The sequence below is a fragment of the Dyadobacter psychrotolerans genome (assembly GCF_004349265.1).
GTDB classification, from domain to species: Bacteria; Bacteroidota; Bacteroidia; order Cytophagales; family Spirosomataceae; genus Dyadobacter; species Dyadobacter psychrotolerans.
The window spans coordinates 20,319-41,446 of sequence record NZ_SMFL01000022.1; the positions used below are offsets into that span (position 1 = coordinate 20,319).

13 protein-coding genes are annotated in these 21,128 nt (G+C 43.4%); 9 read left to right on the forward strand and 4 right to left on the reverse strand.

Annotated features, from left to right (window positions below):
• Positions 1-27: 27 nt before the first annotated feature.
• Entirely contained in the window at positions 28-153 is a 126-nt protein-coding gene (locus E0F88_RS34615; RefSeq protein WP_262709914.1) for a hypothetical protein, read from the reverse strand.
• A 198-nt stretch (positions 154-351) separates the two neighbouring features.
• The gene (tnpB, locus tag E0F88_RS31405) at positions 352-771 is read right to left on the reverse strand and encodes an IS66 family insertion sequence element accessory protein TnpB (protein ID WP_131962400.1); all 420 of its coding nucleotides are present in this window, start codon (positions 769-771) and stop codon (positions 352-354) included.
• A 166-nt stretch (positions 772-937) separates the two neighbouring features.
• On the opposite strand from tnpB, the gene E0F88_RS31410 reads away from it, so the two are divergent.
• On the forward strand, positions 938-1,072 hold the full coding sequence (locus E0F88_RS31410; protein ID WP_229213969.1) for a transposase domain-containing protein: 135 nt from the start codon (positions 938-940) through the stop codon (positions 1,070-1,072).
• Positions 1,073-1,421: 349 nt separating this feature from the next.
• On the opposite strand, the gene E0F88_RS31415 is transcribed toward E0F88_RS31410, so the two are convergent.
• Complete coding sequence (locus tag E0F88_RS31415) at positions 1,422-2,525, reverse strand: GAF and PAS domain-containing protein (RefSeq protein ID WP_131962404.1); 1,104 nt, start codon at positions 2,523-2,525, stop codon at positions 1,422-1,424.
• 95 nt (positions 2,526-2,620) lie between these two features.
• Positions 2,621-3,016: a response regulator gene (locus tag E0F88_RS31420; protein WP_131962406.1), complete on the reverse strand. Its 396-nt coding sequence runs from the start codon at positions 3,014-3,016 to the stop codon at positions 2,621-2,623.
• Positions 3,017-3,300: 284 nt separating this feature from the next.
• On the opposite strand from E0F88_RS31420, the gene E0F88_RS34680 reads away from it, so the two are divergent.
• The 8 genes from E0F88_RS34680 to E0F88_RS31450 all read left to right on the forward strand — a co-directional run bounded on the left by E0F88_RS34680 (position 3,301) and on the right by E0F88_RS31450 (position 20,897).
• Positions 3,301-3,837 carry an alpha-amylase family glycosyl hydrolase gene (locus tag E0F88_RS34680; RefSeq protein WP_310589738.1) on the forward strand — a complete coding sequence of 179 codons (537 nt, stop codon included), beginning with the start codon at positions 3,301-3,303 and terminating at the stop codon, positions 3,835-3,837.
• 135 nt (positions 3,838-3,972) lie between these two features.
• Positions 3,973-4,701, forward strand: coding sequence for a hypothetical protein (locus tag E0F88_RS34685; RefSeq protein WP_310589739.1), 729 nt, complete (start codon positions 3,973-3,975; stop codon positions 4,699-4,701).
• Positions 4,702-5,587: 886 nt separating this feature from the next.
• Entirely contained in the window at positions 5,588-9,844 is a 4,257-nt protein-coding gene (locus E0F88_RS31430; protein WP_131962408.1) for a hybrid sensor histidine kinase/response regulator, read from the forward strand.
• 19 nt (positions 9,845-9,863) lie between these two features.
• The gene (locus E0F88_RS31435) at positions 9,864-12,275 is read left to right on the forward strand and encodes a TonB-dependent receptor (protein WP_131962410.1); all 2,412 of its coding nucleotides are present in this window, start codon (positions 9,864-9,866) and stop codon (positions 12,273-12,275) included.
• A gap of 378 nt (positions 12,276-12,653) precedes the next feature.
• Positions 12,654-15,968: a response regulator gene (locus E0F88_RS31440; RefSeq protein WP_131962412.1), complete on the forward strand. Its 3,315-nt coding sequence runs from the start codon at positions 12,654-12,656 to the stop codon at positions 15,966-15,968.
• A gap of 308 nt (positions 15,969-16,276) precedes the next feature.
• A complete protein-coding gene (locus tag E0F88_RS34940) occupies positions 16,277-16,570 on the forward strand; it encodes a transposase (RefSeq protein ID WP_165940206.1) in 294 nt (97 codons plus the stop codon).
• A gap of 848 nt (positions 16,571-17,418) precedes the next feature.
• On the forward strand, positions 17,419-19,371 hold the full coding sequence (locus tag E0F88_RS31445; RefSeq protein WP_165940207.1) for a sensor histidine kinase: 1,953 nt from the start codon (positions 17,419-17,421) through the stop codon (positions 19,369-19,371).
• Positions 19,372-19,421: 50 nt separating this feature from the next.
• Positions 19,422-20,897: a sigma-54-dependent transcriptional regulator gene (locus tag E0F88_RS31450; protein ID WP_131962416.1), complete on the forward strand. Its 1,476-nt coding sequence runs from the start codon at positions 19,422-19,424 to the stop codon at positions 20,895-20,897.
• Positions 20,898-21,128: the final 231 nt, after the last annotated feature.

A 21,128-nucleotide genomic window follows, 5' to 3' on the forward strand; every position in this document is an offset into this window, starting at 1 on the left:
CGCTAAAATATTAGTTGGTTTTCAAAATTACCTGTCCGTCAGCATCGTTGATACCCGCTTTATTTCAGCACTTAAAAAGATGCTTTCAGGCTCAAAAGGTGTGGCAGTGTTCAGATCACTCTTCAGCGCTTTTGGAAAAGAGAACCCTCTCATTTTTTAGCTGACAAGATTCTTAATGCCATTACGCTTCGTGTTCGCCAAAAGCACATAGGCATTACGGGATCCGACTAAATTATCTGCTGGGGCAAGATTTCTGACTGATAATTTTACTTCATAATTGCCATTGTTATCTTTCTTTAACTTAATCGTTGCTTCGGCTGCGGGAACAATGGCACAAGCCTATAAGAGTTATTAAGGCACTTTTTGCGCTAATTTTACTTCTTGTTTTGTGACCTGATTTGTCTGCTGATAACGTTTTCTGAGGCGGACGGAATCCAGCATTACACCCTGTAAAAGAAGTGTCAATTGATGTCTGGTGATGGCTATATTTTCTGACTGTGGCCATTCAAAAGTGCCCTGTTCAAGCTTTTTGATATACATCGCAAACCCGTCCCAATCCCACTGCAAGAGCCGGATTTGATTAAGTCGTTTACCTAAGAAAACGAAAATGTCTCCGCTCGCCGGATCAAAGCCCAATTCATTCCGGACCAGGCCAGCCAAACTGTATTTATGGTATCCTATACCATTCTGATTGTAAACAGCCTGTTTGCTTATCCCTTGCGTTTGCCACTGATCGTACAGCTCACGCATTCTTTCTGTCTCATTTTTCATGAAACAAGATTACGAACTATGCGAATCTGTTAAAATATGGGTATCACCGGACGGATACGTTCTTTCGACCAAGGTATGTAAAGCTTTACATAAGATCGGACGAAAGGCGTTTTTGTTCGCTGGTTCTCATTAGGCAGCCGAACTGACAGCCGCTATGTATTCCTTTATGGCAACATGTAAGAAAAACGGCGTTGACGAGCAGCAGTGGCTGACAGATGTATTTGAAAGAATACAATCTCATAAACATAAAGATCTTTATCAGTTGCTTCCCAATAACTGGATTAAATACCGGAACGGTTGATCACCTGTCACAAAGCTAAACTACACAATACTGGTTCCTCGGACGGATACCTTTATTTATACTTTTTATCAATTACAAGTTTCGACCATATTGACCCACCGGTATCGGTGTTGGTAATAATTATATGCGTCATGGCTGTATTTGGAGCTCCATGCCAATGCGCTACGTTGGTTGCACATTTAACTACATCACCTCTTTTAATGTTTTTAATTGGGTTACCTATAAGCTGGTAGAGATTTTTCTCCGGGTCGCCAAAAGTTCCCCCTGTGGTCGGGAAAGCGATTATAACCGGAAAAAAAATGTGCTGAACTTTATCTGATACAGTCCGAGCCTATTTTATTCAGTTTGGTTAACAAAACTTTGAAATGATAGTATTTGAGAGATCTTTTGTGACTTTTGTGAAGCCAATTACCTTTCCGTCATAGTCATGAATTGCTGTGATGGTTACCTGCCCCCAAAACTGTGTAGCGTCCTTTCGGACACGCCATCCAGTGTCTCTGGCAGTGCCCTGCTGAGAGGCTTCCTCGATTAGGTTTAAATGCCGTTTTTCGAGTTGATCCTGGCCGGAATAAAATATACTAAAATTCTGGCCAATAATTTCATTTGCTTTATACCCTTTTAACTTTTCTGCACCCCTGTTCCAGTTTTCGATGTATCCTTTCTCGTCGAGGATCAAAATGGCGTAGTCTTCTATTTCTTCAACCATCTTCTGATAACGTAGCGCCTTTAAGTCTTTGATTGCCAGTGACTCCATTACGATGTCCTTAATCTTTGAATCTAAATTATGGGTTTCCTCTCCCAGTAATGTGAGCCAGTTTTCATCCACCTCGGCAACGCCGTCTCTAACCAGGTTTACCAAACCAATAATATTGGACAGGGGATGTCTGATCTCATGGGATTGCATAAATGCTATTTTTTTTAAAGATTCATTTTTTGTCACAGTTTCGGCAATTTGCTTTTCGAGCAGAAAACGGCTCAGATCAAGTTCCAGCAACGCTGTCACCTGTTTTGATAGAGTTAGCAATGTTCTTTCCTGTAATTCTGACATCGTGCTCGGTTTCAGGTCAAACAAACAAAGGGTGCCTATTTTCAAGCCGTCGTTCAATATTAGTGGTGCTCCTGCATAAAATCTGACATGTGGAGACGACTGGACCAAAGGATTGTCATTAAATCTGGGATCCTGGGATGCGTCACTGACAATCATCACCTCACTTTTTTGTATCGCAAATTGGCAGAAAGATGTCTCGCGAGGCATCGGTTTGGTCTGGAAACCAACAGCTACCCGTATCCAATTAATTTCTTTACCTAATAATGTCAGTAGGGCGACGGGTTTGTCGCATAACTGCGAGGCCAGATCAACAATATTTTGCAATTCGGTTTGCTTACTAAATTCGAAATTCAAAAAAAGCTCTGCTGTTTGTGAGCGGATATCCTCATCATTTAACGAATTCATTATTAATTGTAGTAAAGTGATTTGTTAGTAATTAATCGTAAATATGCCTAATGGGAAGATGTGGCATCAATAAATCCTTCAAAGCCTAATATTGGCTAATGGCCGGTGTTGGCCTGTGAAAGGATTTCTCTTATCACCTGCAGTGGAATTGGCTTGGAAATCAAACGGGTAATTTCTTTATAAGTTCGTGCCATTGTGATATCTCCTATATCGGATGAGGAGCTCACCATATATATGGACGGGCTGTAATGTGCAATACTGGAATCTCTAAGCTGATCCAGGAACTGCCAGCCATTGAGTCGTGGCATGTTGATGTCCAACAAAATAATGTCAGGTAATGCAGACAGCTGATATTTATTTTGATTAATGAATTCGATTGCCTCCTGGCCATCGTTCAGTTCAATAATACTGGATGTAGGCGATGTTCTACCAATCAAAGTTCTTACTACGAACTTGTACACTAAATCATCGTCAATTACGCCTATGATCATTATTTTATGTAATTAATATCATTTCTTAACCACGGAATTTTATGTTATTTGAGGCAAGAGGAATCTATTATTGAAGCCGTTTTGTCGAAATCAGACCGGTGTACACATAAGCTTTGCGTTTGAGTCAATTGAATTCGACAGTACTCCATGCAGTCCGGTGGTATGCAATGTATGACATTAAAGCTGATAAAGGGTTAATAAATGCAAATTTAAGCCCTTCATAAGTTTAATTTGCTGACAACTATTAAGATAGCAGCCAAAAAGGAGCTGATATTTCCCAGAAAGTGAGATACAGCAGCTCGGGCAGCCTTGGGCATCAGGTGGCCGAATTCAAGAACATGGTCAAGCAGATGCATAAGGCAGGGATCGAAGTGATCTTAGATGTTGTCTACAATCATACCGCCGAAGGCAACCATTTGGGGCCTACCTTGTCCTTTAAAGGTTTAGACAATATTTCCTACTACCGTCTTAGCCAACAAGATCCCTGCTATTACATGGACTATACCGGCACAGGCAATATAATGAACGCGCGGCTGCCATTTGTATCGGGCCTGATCATGGACAGCCTACGGTATTGGATCACAGAAATGCATGTAGATGGTTTCAGGTTTGACCTTGCATCTGCACTGGTCCGAACGCTGCATGAAACAGACACACTCAGCGCCTTTTTCAGCATTATCCATCAGGATCCGATCATTTCACAGGTGAAGCTAATTGCAGAGCCATGGGATATTGGAAGTGACGGATACATGGTCGGACAGTTTCCCGGAGGGTGGGCGGAATGGAACGGTAAGTACCGCGATTGTGTACGTGATTATTAGTGTGGAGCAGATAGCAAGCTCGCTGAATTCGCAGAGCGCTTTACAGGCAGTGCTGACCTTTACAAGGGCGGTTACCGCCAGCCGACTGCGAGTGTCAACCTGATCACGGCCCATGATGGCTTTACGCTCAATGATTTGGTCAGCTATAATGAAAAGCACAATATTGCCAATGGAGAAGATAACAATGACGGCGCCAATGATAATAACAGCTGGAACTGTGGCACGGAAGGCCCTACGGATGATCCGGAGATTACCGCATTGAGGGACAAACAAAAAAGGAACCTGTTAACAACACTATTTTTATCACAAGGCGTGCCGATGCTGGTTGCCGGGGACGAATTTGGACGCAGTCAGAGCGGCAATAACAACGCTTATTGCCAGGACAACGAGATATCCTGGCTGAACTGGGAAACTGCCGACCAGGAGCTGCTCGAATTCACTAAGGGGATTATCCGCTTTTGTAAACAGCACCCTACCTTTAGAAGAAGAAGGTGGTTTCAAGGAAGGCCGATCAAGGGCTCGAGTGTTCACGACATTATGTGGTTTTTACCTGAGGGTACCCAGATGTCAGATGAAAACTGGGAACATGGTTTTGCTAAATCCCTTGGCGTTTATTTGGACGGAAAAGGGATAAAGGATGTTGATTACAATTCCGACAGGCTTGTTGATGATAGTTTCTACATCATTTTCAATGCCCATTTCGAACCTTTGGATTATATTCTTCCGGTTGGAAATAGCGCCCAAACCTGGAGAAAGACGATTGATACAAGCATTGGTTTTGTTGGTCTGGACTGGCATGAATTTAAGCCAGGCGATGCCATTCAGGTGCAAAGCCGCTCATTGATGGTGATGCAGCAAACCTGATGTTATCTCCGAACAGGAATTAAGCAGAGCCCAATCTGTTCATCAATTGGGTGATCTACAAAGAATTTTTGAGCTATATACGTCATTTTTATGAAGGAAGTTAGATCGCTGCGGTATTATTAATGATGCAGTTGATTTGCAGGCAAAATATTTCCGGGATTTTCCAATACCGCGACTTCTGCCGTAAAAGAAATAAAAGACATTCTACATTGAGTATTTGATTTCTCAGAATTTCTAATCAAAGTGCAAAACCAAAAATGCATTTAATAAGAAGGTTAAAAAGTGAAAGAAAACCTTTATGCAGCCGAATGTCAAAAAATACCAGGGATGGATGAGGGACGTAAAGGTGTGGGATGGAGGGATTTCCAGTAAGATGCAAAATGTAATGTCTAATAAATCCCTCCGGATAAAGTTTGCAATTCAAATACTCAATAAATTTAAAACAAAAAACATGAACCTCTGATACAGACTGAAATTAGCCGACTGGCTGTAACACTTAGTGTTGTGTGTAGAACTGCTAGCAACAAACGTCAAAGTATTACATTAGCAGTGCGCGTTGCATTTCTTACTTTTATTTAAAGTTCACAGAACCGCCCAGAAGAAGTTTTCGTCAGCTTTTACAGAATTGAAGTCGTTACAGATTCTCAGAAGAACGGATTATTGTTTAAGCAAAAAAGACACTTCTGTTGAACAGCTGGTGCTGGGATTTTTATTAAAATTTGAAGAATCAACGCCTTTGATACAATATAATTTGTCCAAAGCAGTCAAAACAATATATAATCATTAAAACGGTTGGTTGAAAGTTAAAAACAGGTTATATATTTACAAAATATAGCGACATCTCCATCCGTGAATCACTGCTTACTTAAAACCCTCATTTTCTTAAATGAAAGGTGAAACCAAAGTGACAGGGCGCATCTTTCGGAGCGCCCGATTTTTGAATTTGCTCCTGCTTTTTTTCAATGTATGGATCACGGTCCATGCTCAAGAGGTGACAATCAATCTGATGCCGTTGAGCATTTCAGACCATTTCTCCCAGAATACCATTCAGACAATTTACCAGGACAGCTACGGATTTATGTGGTTTGGTACTCAGGACGGGCTCAACAAATACGACGGCTATCAAATAGAAGTTTTTAAGAGCCGCCAAAATGACCTGACTTCGCTTTCTGCAAACCACATCACAGCAATCAGCGAAGATCAAAACGGGGATTTATGGATTGGAACCCGCACGGGAGGAGTCAATAAATATGACCGGGCAAAAGATATATTTACCCGTTTTCTGAAAAAGGAAGGGGATCCGAACTCGATTCACAACGATCAGGTCAATGTAATCTTTAAGGACAGCCAGGCAAATATCTGGATCGGTACACCCGATGGCTTGCACCGGGTGGCAAAGAACGGCAAATCATTTCAAAGAATCTCTTTGCAATCTGCAACCAGCCCAGCAGGCACAGATGAGGTACGCTCGATCTATGAAGACCGGCAACATAATATGTGGATCGGTACCAATAAAGGTCTAAAACAGTTGCGAAGAAACGCGGGCACGGTGCTGTATTATCAAGACCGGAATTCCAGCAGTCAGGACGACACCATTGACGCGATATGTGAAGACGAAAGCGGAAATATCTGGATCGGTTGTGCAAGTGGCCTTAAAATGTTCAACAAGCAGAAACGTAGTTTTTACAAATATACCGTTGAGCCGGATATTAACTCGGTCGGCGGGCTTAATCCAGTCAGTTGCCTGCTTAATGCTGCGAACAACAAGTTCTGGCTCGGGTCCAACACGACATTGCAGCTCTTTGACATAGCGACAAAAAAGATTATTAAAATCAGTGACCGGACTGATGGCGACAGCCGCATGCCTAATGATGGAATTTACTCCCTTTTTAAAGATAGTGCCGGCGTGTTATGGATCGGAACATCCAGTCAAGGGGTATTAAAACTTGATCAGAATCTGACCACCTTTCAATCCTTTAAATCTTCGCTTGTCAATATTGCTTCTGCTAAAAATATTATCCGGTCTTTGGATGAAGACGGTGCGGGTAATCTTTACATTGCCACAGATGCCGGGCTTGAATATTTTGACAGGACCAAATTATCCTATAAAAAATATACGCATCAAAGCCGTAACCCTAACAGTCTTTCCAGCAATTATACCACCTCGGTGATCCATTCACAAAAAAGTGGTTTGGTGTGGGTAGGCACATATAGTAACGGTCTGGATGTCTTCGACCCCAGGTTAGGCACTTTTAAGCACTTCACAAAAGGTGCCGCCAAGGGTGCGCTCAACAGCAACGCTATCGATATTCTTCTCGAAGACCGAGGTGGCAGGATCTGGATAGGGACTGATGGAGGCGGGCTCAACCAGTTTGATCCGGCAACGGGTATTTTTACAAAATTCCTGCATGGTGCTGCCACGCCGTCAAATGGCCTTTGTGATAATACCATTCTGGCACTTTACGAGGATAAAAAAGGCAGCATATGGATCGGCGGCTATTCAAAGGGAATAAGCATTTTCGATTCTAAGCAAAATACTTTTTCGCAGCTCAACACTGCGAACAGCAAGCTTTCCATGGACATTGTAAGTTGTTTTTATGAGGACTCAAACGAAGTGATGTGGATCGGTACACAGGGAGGCGGATTAAACCGTTATGATCCCAAAACGGGATTGATTACAATTTACAATGAGGATAATGGTTTAATCAACAATTCTGTCAATTATATCTGCGCGGATGCCTTCGGGACTTTATGGCTTACCACAAACAGCGGCATTACTTCATTTGAGCCAATTAAGGGCATATTCAGAAATTTTGGAAAGAACAATAATCTGAAGTCACTGGAATTTAACCTCGGGGCGGGCACTAAACTTTCCACAGGTGAAATTGCAGTGGGAAGTATCAACGGGTTTACCATCATTGATCCCTCACGGTTGGCCCACAATAAGCACAAACCTAACATCGTTTTGACCGGCTTACAGCTTTTTAACAGGCCAGTTGGCGTAAAAACAGAAAACAGCCCCTTGAAGCAAACGCTTTTGACCTGTAAAGAAATCGAACTGGACTACGCTCAATCTGTCTTTACAGTTACATTTGCCGCGCTCGATTATACAAGTCCTGAAAGCAACCAATACGCCTACATCCTGGAAGGCTTTGATAAAGACTGGAGTCATACCGGAAACGTGCACAATGCCACGTATACAAATCTAAACCCGGGAACGTATACTTTAAGGGTCAGGGCGTCCAACAATGACGGCTTATGGAGTGACAAAGAAGCTAGCGTTGTTATCCGTATCCGAACACCGTATTGGATGAGCTGGTGGTTTAAATTTGCACTGATCTCGATTGTAGCAACGGGTGCCTACCTGTTTTATTATTACCGGTTGAAATACGAGCGAAGACAGAAAACAAAGTTAGAATTGCTGGTCCGGCGCAGAACGGCAAAGATCAGAGACCAAAGCTCACATTTGGAAAAACTTAATCAGGAGCTGGTGCATAGCACTGCCTCGCTGGGAGAGCTCAATAACCGCTTAAAAGAGCAGAAACAACAGGAACGAAACGCCAGACTGGCTGCCGAGTCGGCCCAGAAACAAGCTGATGCGGCCAATTCTGCAAAGAGTACTTTTCTGGCCACGATGAGTCACGAGTTGCGAACACCTATTAACGGCGTAATGGGAATGGCTTCTTTACTGACTGAAACGGCCTTGGACAACGAGCAAAAAGAATATGCGGAGGCTATCATTAACAGTGGAGAGTCACTGCTGAGTGTGATCAATGATGTTCTGGATTTTTCAAAGATTGAATCGGGAAATATTGAGCTGGAATCGCATCACTTTGGGCTTCGCAAATGTATTGAGGATGTTTTGGAATTGTTCGGTCCCAAAGTCGCAGAATCAGCAGTCGATTTACTTTATCTGATCGGAGATCAAGTTCCCGACTTCATAATTGGCGATAGTCTCAGACTTAGGCAGATCCTGATCAACATGGTTGGCAATGCAGTCAAATTCACAGAACGCGGTGATGTGTTAATTAAAGTCACATTGGATAGTGAATCCAACGATCATTTGAAACTTTGTTTTCAAATTCAGGACACGGGCATAGGCATACCCAAAAGCCAGCAAAAGAACCTTTTCAGAGCTTTCCATCAGCTGGACTCCTCCGTGACGCGAAAATACGGCGGATCGGGATTAGGACTGGTGATCTGCGAGCGTCTGGTAAGATTAATGGGTGGTATGATTGAAGTGGAAAGTGACCTGGGCAGCGGGTCGACTTTCAGTTTTGTAATTGACTGCCAAAGAGGCCAAAATCTGCGATCCAGTGGCCAGCAGCCGGATAATACAATTTTCAGCGATAAGTGTGCATTGATCATCAATGACAACCCAAACAGTCTGCAAGCACTTAAAAGCCAGCTTACATCCCTTAAAATCAACGTTATTACGGCAGCTTCAGGAGCACAGGCGCTGCAAACCTTGGCAGCCAATAAGAATATAGATTTGGTAATTACGGACATGCAGATGCCCGATATGACCGGCCTGCAGTTAGCAAATAGCGTCAACGAGCTGCCAGGCGCTAGGCCGATAATACTTCTTGCTTCTCTGCGTGATGGAATTCAGAGCAGTAATTCTTCTCTCTTCGGAGCTGTCATCAGCAAGCCAGTGCGGCAGTCGAAACTTCTGCGGTCGGTCAATGATTTGTTAAAAATGCAGAATTCTCCTCAAACCGAGGTCCGTAAGACAGCTCTTCCAAAGGAATTTGCAAGTCAATATCCCTATAAAATTCTGGTAGCCGAAGATATTTTATTAAACCAGAAGTTGATTGTTTGGGTTCTCAATAAGCTGGGTTATCAGCCAGATCTGGCCAACAACGGGCGTGAAGTACTCGAAATGATGGAGGTTAAGGAATATGAGCTGATCTTAATGGATCTGCAGATGCCCGAGATGGACGGATTAGAAGCAACCCTGCTTATCCGGCAAATATATGGACAACGGCCGTTCATTGTTGCATTGACTGCGAACGCAATGAGCGAGGACCGGCAGAATTGCATTGGCGCGGGAATGAATGACTATATGCCTAAGCCCATTAACCTCGAAGTACTTAAAAAATGTCTTAAAACCCTAAGCAGCGTGCATCCAAATACACCCTAAGCCAGTATTCTGTAATTCTATGATTTTTTCTAACTCATTTATCAACGCCGCTTTACGTGTATTTTTCTTTTCAATTATTGTACCGATACTGACGTTTGCCCAAAATACAAAGGGCACCTTAGCAGGCAACATTACGGATGCAAACGGCTTGCCGGTAGCGTTTGCAAGCATTGCGTTCAACGGCCTCACAACGACTGCAAACACCGACGAGCAAGGAAACTACCTGATTAAGGCAGATGCAGGAAACTACCAGATTACTGCCACGCTAATTGGATATCATTCGAAAGAATTAACGGTTACCATTAAGGGTGGCGCAAATACAACGCTTTCTTTTCAGATGACGGAAAATCCTTTGATGATAAAAGAGATGGCCGTCTGGGGGATCAGGTCAAAATCGGCTACTGCAACGCGTACGCTGATTGAAATAGAAGACATACCTCAATCCATTGCGGTTATCGGACAAAAACTCATTAACCAGCAATCAGCTCACGACCTGGCTACGATCGTACGCAATATCAGCGGTGTGACTTTCACAGGCAATTACAGCGGGGCGGGCTCCGCACAGTTTTTTAATGCAAGGGGCTTTGATTTGAATGACGCGCAAAATTATCGCTGGAACGGGATGATGATCTGGAACTGGGGCAATAATTATGCTGATAACATCGAGCAGGTAGAATTTTTGAAAGGTCCGGCTTCTATCTTGTTCGGCGATGTTGCCCCAGGGGGAGTCTTTAATTTTGTTACAAAAAAGCCACTTGCTGATTTTGCCGGCCGTGCGCAGATTAAGACTGGTTCCTGGGGACTTGCCCGAACATCGATTGACCTGACCGGTCCATTGACTAAAAGCCATAATCTCAGGTTCCGCATAAACGCATCGCTGGAAAAAAGCAAGAGTTTTAGAGATCATGTCAGTTCCGACAACAGACTTATTGCTCCTGCTATTTCCTGGAATATTACCCCGAAATTTTCATTGAACGTCGAATCGGTCCTCCGTGCTTCTGCTTCTACGGACGATGCCGGGCTGGTATCACCTGACGGAACAATTGCTGGCCTGGGTCAGCTCAGGCCTTCGCAGTATTTGGGGGAACCTGCACTAAAGTATTGCTTTGGAGAACAAAGTCACCTTTTGACACTTAACTATCAACTAAGTAAATCGTGGAGAGTCGCAGCCCGGGGCTTTTTGGCCAGAACCAACAACCGTCCTTTTGGAATTTGGTTTGACCAGCCCGATTTAAAGGGCGACTTTGCACGCCGCATTTACGGATTTTACCAAAAATCCAAGAACCTGGCAACTTCTGCCGACGCCTATGGTACTTTTTACACCGGCTCTGTCAAACATCAGCTTCTGATCGGAGTGGATTTTCAAAGCACGCGTTATCGGTATACAAATGGAGGAGAATTGAGCTTGCTTGACAGCAGCAACATCTACTATTCCCAATATGGCATAACCAGTATCAATCAACCTGCCAAGTCGCCATTCAGACCCTACATTTCCATCATTGAGCGGACCGGCTTTTACATTCAGGACCAGCTGATGCTGTTGGGTGACAAACTGCAGGTATTGGTCGGTGTACGGGCAGGCATTACCAGACAAGGTAATCATTATTTGCAGGATGAAATCTCAGGAACAGACTACGAAGGTTACCTGGATGATATAGTCAGCAAGAAGGCTCTGACGCCCCGGGTAGGTTTTGTTTACAAACCCAGAGCACGCTTGTCGCTTTATGCTTCCTATTCGAAAGGTTACGAGGTTAACTCGCCCGATATTTTTGCCAAAAATTATAAAGAATACGCCCTGCCGCCAGCTACCGTGAGCTCTCAGATTGAAGCAGGAACGAAGACTGAACTATTTTCTAATAAATTAGGGGTATCGCTAAGCATTTTTCAGATTGATAAACACAACCCATATGGATATGTTTACCTAGATCCGATTCATCCCAATTATGATGAATACAATGTGTATTACGATGGTCATCATCGTAGCCAGGGAATAGAAATCGACTGGGACGGAATGCTGCTGCCCTCACTTTCATTGACATCCGGCGCATCTTATACACAGACCAAAGTTATTTCCGATCCCGGCTACCCGACAGGCAATTTATTGCCAAACGCCCCGCGATTGGCTGCCAATATATGGCTGAGTTATCATCCTTTCAAGAGAAATTCTGGTTTCTCAATCAGCTCAGGCCTGTTTTATAAAGACAAATTTTTTTCAGGAATCGCAAATGATCCGGCTCTTTTAATTCCAAAAAGCTACACCTGGGATATTGGTCTTGGCTATAAATTTAAAAATTATGAAGTGCAGATAAATGCTATGAATATAACCAACCAGGTGAGTTATTCCAATCCGTGGCAATTTAATCTTTTCGATGTAAGGCCGCTGCGGCAGTTCATAATCATGCTAAACTATCGGTTTGGCAAGCTAAGATAATGCCTGCTGATCCTATTTTAAGATGTTGAAAATTTTTGGTTGCCAAAGGATCGTACCTTCTCGCTCAGCCTCATAAAAAAATCGGGTCATGCAAATTCATATGCTGCTTTGAGGTTGCATAGCCAAAGTGGCGCTTTTAAAATGCACCACTGCTGATCAGGCCTCGAGCTGGAAAGCAATAATTAACAAAGCGGTCAAATTTTTTCTTGTTCTGTGAAAATACCGATAATTCCTGGAAGCCCTCACACCTGAATGTGAATAAATAGATGGCGTTTACACTATAATTTAATGATAAGAGATCAAATAAATTCTATATTATTTTGGATTTACAGTAAAATACTTCTATAAAAATGCAATTATAAAGTGTATTTTTATAAAATGGTTAAAGGGATCGAATATCAGAATATTAGAAGAAGTAAATCAACTGAATTTTCAGATCACGAAAAAGACATGGAGCTGGTAATGCCCGGTTATGCTATTATGGATGCAGCCATCCGGCAGAGCTTTGATGATCTTGCCGAACTGCTTTGTTTGGTATGCGATGCGCCGACAAGCCTAATTGTGTTTATTAATCCGAAAGGCTTGATGGTTAAAATCGGGAAAGATGCCCATTCAGGCGAGATGACTTTACCGAGCTCCTTCTGTGAGTTTACAATGAGGCAAGGTTCGTTTTGTGAGATTGCTGATTTAAGCCTGGATTATCGTTTTGAAAGTAATGAACTAGTTGGAAAGCAAGCTGGCATACGGTTCTATGCCGGCTACCCGCTTATAGATCATGATGACAACCAATTTGGCAGTGTATGTGTCCTTGATTACAAAGTCCGAAAACTGGATCAGTCACAGATCCGATCGCTTCAACTCATCGCTTCCCAGGCGATTGCTCTGATAAAAGCGCAAAAAAATCAGGAGCAGGCAGCGCTAACGCATCACAACGACAACCTTGTGGGAGAGTTCAATAAGGATAGTATAAGTAACAGTGAAGAAAAGCTCAAATCCTTTTTTGAAAATTCACAGGGGCTGATGTGTACACACGATCTTGATGGCAATTTTACTGCCGTCAATTCTGTGGGAGCAGGGCTTTTGGGTTACACGGTTGAGCAGATCCTGGAAATGAACCTGCGCGATTTGACCCCATTGAAGCACCGCCAGGGTTTAGAAGCATATCTGCATCAGGTCCGGTATATAGGAAGATCCAGCGGTTTAATCACTACCGTGCATAAAGACGGACATCACGTTATATGGAGTTACCGCAATGCATTGGTCAAGGAGTTGAATGGCCAGGATTATATTGTTGGAAATTGTATCGACATAACACAAAGCCACAATCAGGCCAAAGAGCTGCATAAAACGCAGCAGATGCTGATGCAAACCAACAAGATAGCAGGGGTAGGAGGTTGGGAATTTAATCTGTTCAATAGGGAATTCTACTGGTCTGAGCTTGCCAGACAGATTTACCAAGAAGGTGCAGATTTCCACCTGGACACTGAAACTGTGCTAAACTTTTACAAAGCAGGTGACAGTAGAGACAGGGTTGCGTTCGCTATATCCGACGCCATTGCGAATGGGACTGCTCACGACTTAGAAGTACAGATTGTAAACAGCGAATCGCAGCAGCGTTGGGTACGGGTTGTAGTGAATGCCGAATTTGTCAGCGGCCAGTGTAAGAGGCTTTACGGGACAGTACAGGACATCGATGAAAAGAAAAAGACTGAAATTCAGATAGCCCAGACAAAGGTGCAGCTCAGCATCCAGCAGGCACGCTTACTGGCATTTGTTGAACATATACCGGCAGTTGTTGCGATGCTGGACAACGAGGCGAGGTATTTGGTCGTCAGTCGGAAATGGGAGCAGGAATACGGCCTAGCTGGCAAGGATGTCATTGGAAAGAGCCATTATGAGATATTCGAAAATACGAGTCAGCACTGGAAGGACAGATATCAACACGCCCTTTCAGGAAAGGGTGTGCTTAAAGGAGAAGACGTGTCCCGGCCACAGGGATGGGAGCATGACAAGTACCTGTCATGGGAAGTTTGGCCATGGTACCAGTTTGATAGCAAAATAGGCGGGATTATTTCCCTTATACATGATGTGACTGAGACGGAATTACGTGGTCAGGAGCTAAAAAACGCGAGAGAGCAGGCAGAACATGCGAGTATGGCTAAGTCCGAATTTCTGGCCAATATGAGCCACGAAATACGGACTCCTCTGAACGGTGTGATCGGATTTACAGATCTCATGCTTAAAACGCATATGAGTGACACCCAAAAACAGTACCTAGGCATTGTCAACCAGTCAGCTAATACGCTGTTGAGTATCATTAACGATATTCTGGATTTTTCAAAAATTGAAGCCGGTAAACTTGAACTTGACATTGCCAGATATGACATTTATGAGATAGCTGCACAAACGGCCGACATTATTTCTTTTCAGGTGCAACGCAAAGGTCTTGAAATGTTGCTCGATGTTCCTTGTTGCCTGCCCCGTTTTGTATGGGTGGACGATATCCGCCTTAAACAGGTTCTGATAAATTTGCTGAGCAATGCTGCGAAATTCACTGAAAGCGGAGAAATTGAACTGAAAATAGAAGTCTTAAAATACGAACCGCAGATTCACGACGCCATCACTTGCAGGTTTATCGTGCGTGATACCGGTATTGGAATCCGGGAGGAAAAGAGGACTAAAATTTTTGAAGCATTTCTTCAGGAAGACGGATCTACAACTAAGAAATATGGCGGAACGGGGCTGGGCCTGACGATTTCCAACCAATTGTTGGCGCTGATGGGCAGCTCCCTACAGCTGGAGAGCGTACATGGTGTGGGTAGTACCCTGTTTTTTGATCTGAACATGAAGTGCGAACAAGGGGATGCTATCTCAGCCCCGGCTGTTGGTCCTATCGCTAATGTGCTCATTGTAGATGACAATGCAAATAACGGCAGGATCATGCAAAGGATGTTAAACCAGCTTAATATTAAATCTTACCTGGTAGACAGTGGTCTGCATGCCTTAGACACGCTTGCAGGTGAGGCGATTTACAACGCCGTGCTGATGGATTACCACATGCCCCATTTGGATGGACTGCAAACAATACGACAGATCCGAAAGAACTTTTCTAGTCGGCAGCTGCCGATCATATTAATGAATAGCACCGCAGATGATGCCATAGTTTTAAAAGCTAGTGAGGAACTTCAGATTAATTTACGATTGACTAAACCCATAAGACTGGAACAGATTTCCAAAGCGCTTGCCAGTCTGGTTCACAAAGAAAGTGGCTTGCCATCGGCCACAGTTTCCCTTAATCCACAGGTATTTACCAGGAAAATTTCCGTTCTGGTGGCCGAGGATCATTTAATAAATATGTTACTGGCTAAAACTTTGATTAATAAGATAGCGACCAATGCGACAATTCTGGAAGTCGCTAATGGTAAAGAAGCGCTTGAACTGTGCCAGAAGCAATTACCGGATTTGATCTTTATAGATATTCAAATGCCACTGATGAACGGCCACGAAGCTACCTCTCTGATCAGGAAGTTACCTGGTGCAGACAAAGTATTTATTGTAGCACTTACCGCAGGCAATGTTATGGGAGAAAAAGAAAAGTGCATTGAGGCCGGAATGGATGACTTTATATCCAAACCTTTTGTACAGGATGCCATATGGGAGGTATTTCAAAGGTTCGAGAATCTGGGGGAATAGCAAATTAAAAGTGACAGAATTCATTCCCGAAGCTTTTACTGTCACAATTTTAGCGGTCTTGATGAAAGGGTCATTAAAAGGAGTCAATGAAACATTGATATCATCATGCTCATGACGGACTGTTTCTTCCTGATAGCTATGACCAAAATCAGCTCAGTAGTAATGGCTGGTGTAATATCTTCCAGATTGTCGAATATAATTGAGCAAAATAAATCGGGCACTTAATCAAATGGATCGGATGAGTGTGCGTATGGATAGGAATCCATCGATTCTTTGTATTGACAGGCAAAGCGTTAAGTTTATCTCCTATGATTTGTGAATTACCTCGTACAGATGCCAATAAAAAGGTAAACGGATGTAAAAGGCAAGTGCTAGTTGACAGCGAGGGCAGGATCTGGTTTGCGCATATTCATGCCGCAAATCAGGCCGACGGTCCAGCATCCCTAGCTTTCATGGCTGATCTTATTTGCCAAAATGAACGCTTAGTAAAGATTTACGGAGATCAAGCATATAATGGCGTTTTTGCGGATGATATCAGAAAAAATGGTTCGATTTTGAGAAAGCATCAAAGTCAGAATCTGCAAGCGGATTTATACCAGTAGCAAAAAGATGGGTTCTAGAAAGGACATTCGCATGGACTTTTTCTTCCACAGAATCATGAAAGATTATCAATATAGGAAAGTGGTGCTGCTGGAAATTTTAGCAGCTAGCATGAGTTGCCGGGAGTATGCTAATTTTTCTGTACGGGAATCTATAAAGATCACCACGCTATTAACAAATACCCTTGAAAGGGCAAGGTACGCTCCGGTCCAGATTTTAGGAAGGAATCAAAGTACCAGTAAAGGCGGCAGGCTTGGTTTAGAAAGTTACTCAAATATAACACATTAGGGTATTTATTCGAGCCAAACCTAGTTTGTTCTGGGTATTCAACAGCCAATATGCTGTACACGGATTTTAGTATATCGCCTTCAAGTTGTGTGTCGCGGAGTTCTTTTCATAGCCGTGTCATTCCTGTTCGGTTTCGCTTAAAATCACCTTTCCATTTCCAGGAAAACTACCATTTTGTTTCGCAGACAACTCTCTTCGCCAACGATATAGCATCGCCGGTAGAATATTGAATTCTTCTGCCAACGCACTAAGGTCGGTGCGGGTGTTGCCGACCGGCGGCGGCTTAGTTCAACGTACATCATTTTGATTCCTTATCAAATACACTTCTTTTTACAGGTATAGATGTTAAGTGATAAAAGTTTCTCTTAGCTTAATGTCCACTTAAATATAGCAAGTCCAGTCGAATCTATTGGCGCGACAACTTCGGGTTTACTATACAATGTCTGGTAATTGTTTGAAAGACTTGGTTAAATTGCAAGATCTGTTTCGCGAAATTCTTTTGAAAATGATTAAGCCCTTTTTAACGCTTAATGTCTGCGTGATATTTTTTTTCATCTGCTCAATGGCATATTCTGAAACTGATACACTCAGAATCACGGGATCTTCCTATTTTGATGAAAAAAGGACTCAGGTTCTAAGCAAATACATTTCCTATAAGTTAAAAATACCTGTCAGATATGAAAACATTGTGTCTACCAAAAAGATGCATGCGCTGCTCAGGCAAGGCAAAGTAGATCTGGCCATGATGAACACCTTTCAATATGTGTTTGCCAAAAGCGACAGTATCAATAACATTGAACCTTTCATGATTTTGGGTGATAGCGCTGGTAAGGCAAAAACCTATCGCAGTTGTCTGATCGTGGCTCCATCGAGCAGTTACCGAAATATCCAGGACGTTATAAATGATGCTGCTCATATTAGCCTGGACTTTGCGTATGTCTCATCTACATCTGGGCATATTGTGCCGAGAATGAAACTGGCTTCATTAAACGTTCCTTACCCGGAAGCACAGTTTGAGAGTATTCAATATTCCGGCGGACATTTGGACGCTATAAACTCTGTTCTTACAAAACGAACGGATGCGGCCTTCGTCTCCTTTGATGACCTGACCAATTTCCAGCTGACGGGAAAAGTGGGCAAAGATGCTGTCAGGATTATATGGACCTCTGAGCCAATCGCACAAAGTCCCATCGTCATTCGCAGCAACCTACCCAAATCACTAAAAGCAGATCTCCGTAATCTTTTTCTGAACTTACATAAAGAAAATCCGGCTGTGTGGCATCACGTTCAGGAAAACTGGGGTGCTGTGGATCCTACCCGTTTTATGGACGCGACAGAGGCGGATTTTGTGTCGGTACAGCAGGCTGCGGACAAGGTTGGAAAGCTAGTTTACTTTTTGAACTACTATGAAGAACGGCTTGCTCAACAAGCGCAGGAGCTTAAAAATGGGGACCAATTGATCGGCAGACAGCAAAGCGCGATCACCAAGCAAAAGACCATTCTCGATCAGCAGATCATTCAGATCAAGACGCAAACATTTTCCCTGTATTTATTGGGCCTGGTGGTTTTGGGAATTATTGCAATTATTGTGGTGATCACACAGGCCAGCCGGTCAAAGCAAAAGTTAAATGATGCGCTCACTACAAAAAATGAAGAACTCGAACATGCGGTATATGACCTGAATATTGCCCAGGACAAACTTGTACACTCCGAAAAAATGGCGTCCCTGGGTCTTCTGACCGCAGGCATTGCGCATGAGATTAATAATCCGGTTAACTTTATTTTTTCAGGAATAAATGGTCTTGAAAAGAACATGAAAGCGCTGATGAATGTGGTTGCAGAATACGAAAAGGCTGAACAGTTACCTTCGGATCAGCTTGCAATTCAGCGGGAACAAATTGCGGAAATCAAGCGTAAGAATCGATATGAAGCTGTCAAGCAGAGTCTGGCAGAATTTATCGTTGGCATACGGATCGGGGCCAAACGCACCGCAGATATTGTGAGTGGACTTAGAAATTTTGCCCGGACAGATGAATCGGAACGTACAAAGGCACACGTACACGATTGTCTTGATTCGACGCTAGTTCTGCTGCACTTCAAGTTTAAACAGGCGGGCATTGCGCTTGTTAAAAACTACGATGATCGCGTTCCGGAAATGTTCTGTTATCCGGGTCCACTCAACCAGGCTTTTATGAATTTGTTTACAAATGCTATCCAGGCGATCGAAGCCCAAAGTGATCAAATCAGTAGTCGCATTGAGTTAACAACCACGCATAAGAAAGAAATCGTTGAGATTGTCATCAGCGACAATGGTATAGGTATTCCTCAGAACATTATTGCGAAAATCTTTGATCCCTTTTTCACTACAAAACAGGTTGGCGAAGGTACAGGTCTTGGTTTGTCGATCACTTACGGTATTATCCAAAAGCATCAGGGGACTCTTGAAGTTAAGACCCAAGTAGGGGTGGGAACCACCTTTTTTATCTGTTTGCCTACAAACTTAACACTGACTTAATTTAAGAAAGCAGATCGATTCCTATGTTTAATATTTATTAACTAATGAGCATGGATCACAAGCCCTATACGATTTTGTACGTTGATGATGAAGAAATCAATCTGACTTTCTTTTCGGCCACTTTTTCCTGGGAATACAATGTCATTACTGCCTTATCCGCAGCAGATGCAATCAGACTTTTTCAGGAAAACGAAGTGGACCTGGTCGTGGCCGACCAGCGGATGCCGGGTATGTCGGGTGTGGAATTTTTTGAGCACATATACGGCCTTAATCCGGAGCCGGCGCGCATTCTGCTTACGGGTTACGGAGACCTTGAGACAATTATTCAGGCAGTAAACCAAGGCAAGATTTTTCATTTTTTTCAAAAACCATGGGTTGAACAAGACCTGATAGCTGCTTTCGAAAGGGCTTTGAAAATCCGCACCTTACAGCGGGAAAACGAAGGCCTGATCGCACATTTAAAAAAATCAAACGATGAGCTCAGCCGCGCGCTGGGAGAAATCCAATCGCTTACCATGTTGCTTGAGGAAGAGAACCAGTTATTGCGCGAAGAAGTCAATGATAATTTTAATTTCGATGATATTGTTAGCAACAGCGTAAATTTTCAGGAAATCCTTCATCGGACAGCCCGGGTGGCTGCCACTGAGGCGACGGTACTGATTACCGGCGAGACCGGTACCGGAAAAGAGTTGTTGGCAAGGGCCGTTCACCGGCTGAGTAAGCGAAGGCAGAAGCCCTTTATTAAGATCAACTGCGCCGCTCTGCCAATACAGCTCATTGAAAGTGAATTGTTTGGCCATGAAAAGGGCGCTTTCACCGGCGCGGTATCCTCCCGCCCGGGCCGCTTTGAGCTGGCGCATCAAGGGACTATATTTCTTGATGAGATAGGTGATTTCCCGCTTGAGCTACAGGCCAAGCTGCTACGTGTTTTGCAGGAGGGTGAATTTGACCGTCTTGGTGCAACTAAAACGACCAAAGTGGACGTCCGCGTGATCGCTGCTACACATGTTGACCTGAATGCGGCAGTCAGAGATGGTAAGTTTCGTGCAGATTTGTTTTACAGACTTAACGTGTTTCCAATTCACACGCCGCCCCTGCGGGAAAGGCAGGAAGATATTCCCATGCTGGTAAGGCATTTTGTGCGCAAATACGCGCTTAAAAATGGAAAGGTGATTCGTCGTATCTCCAAAAAAACCTATCAGTTATTACAGGCACATCACTGGCCGGGTAACATCCGCGAGCTTGAAAACGTCATAGAACGTGGTGTGATCATGAGTAAAACCGATAAGTTCAAGATGCAGCCCGGTGAGCTTGGGTCAACGACAGTAGTTGCCGGATCGCAAAACGGAGTATTAGAATCTTTGGATCAGAATGAGCGGCTGCACATCGTCCGCGCTTTACAGCAAACAAACTGGCGTGTAACAGGGGATCAGGGCGCCGCCCGGTTGCTTCAGATCAACGAGCGCACCCTGCAATCGCGCATCCGGAAATTACAGATCAGAAGGCCGAAAGAGCTTGATGATTAATCATCAGCATTTTCGTATTTAAAATGATCGCTTTGTCTTGAGATTCCGGCTGGAAATTCGGAAAATCGGGCTGCGGGAAAAATAATATTGCACTTTAGCTGTAATTACCTGAATCGTTTCAACTATTTGAGATTCTGTTTATTATCTAAATGTTAGCTGGGATATGGCAAAGTGCAGTTTTTGACTAAATATCATCAAATACGGCCTGTTTAATCAAAATAACCTACTTTA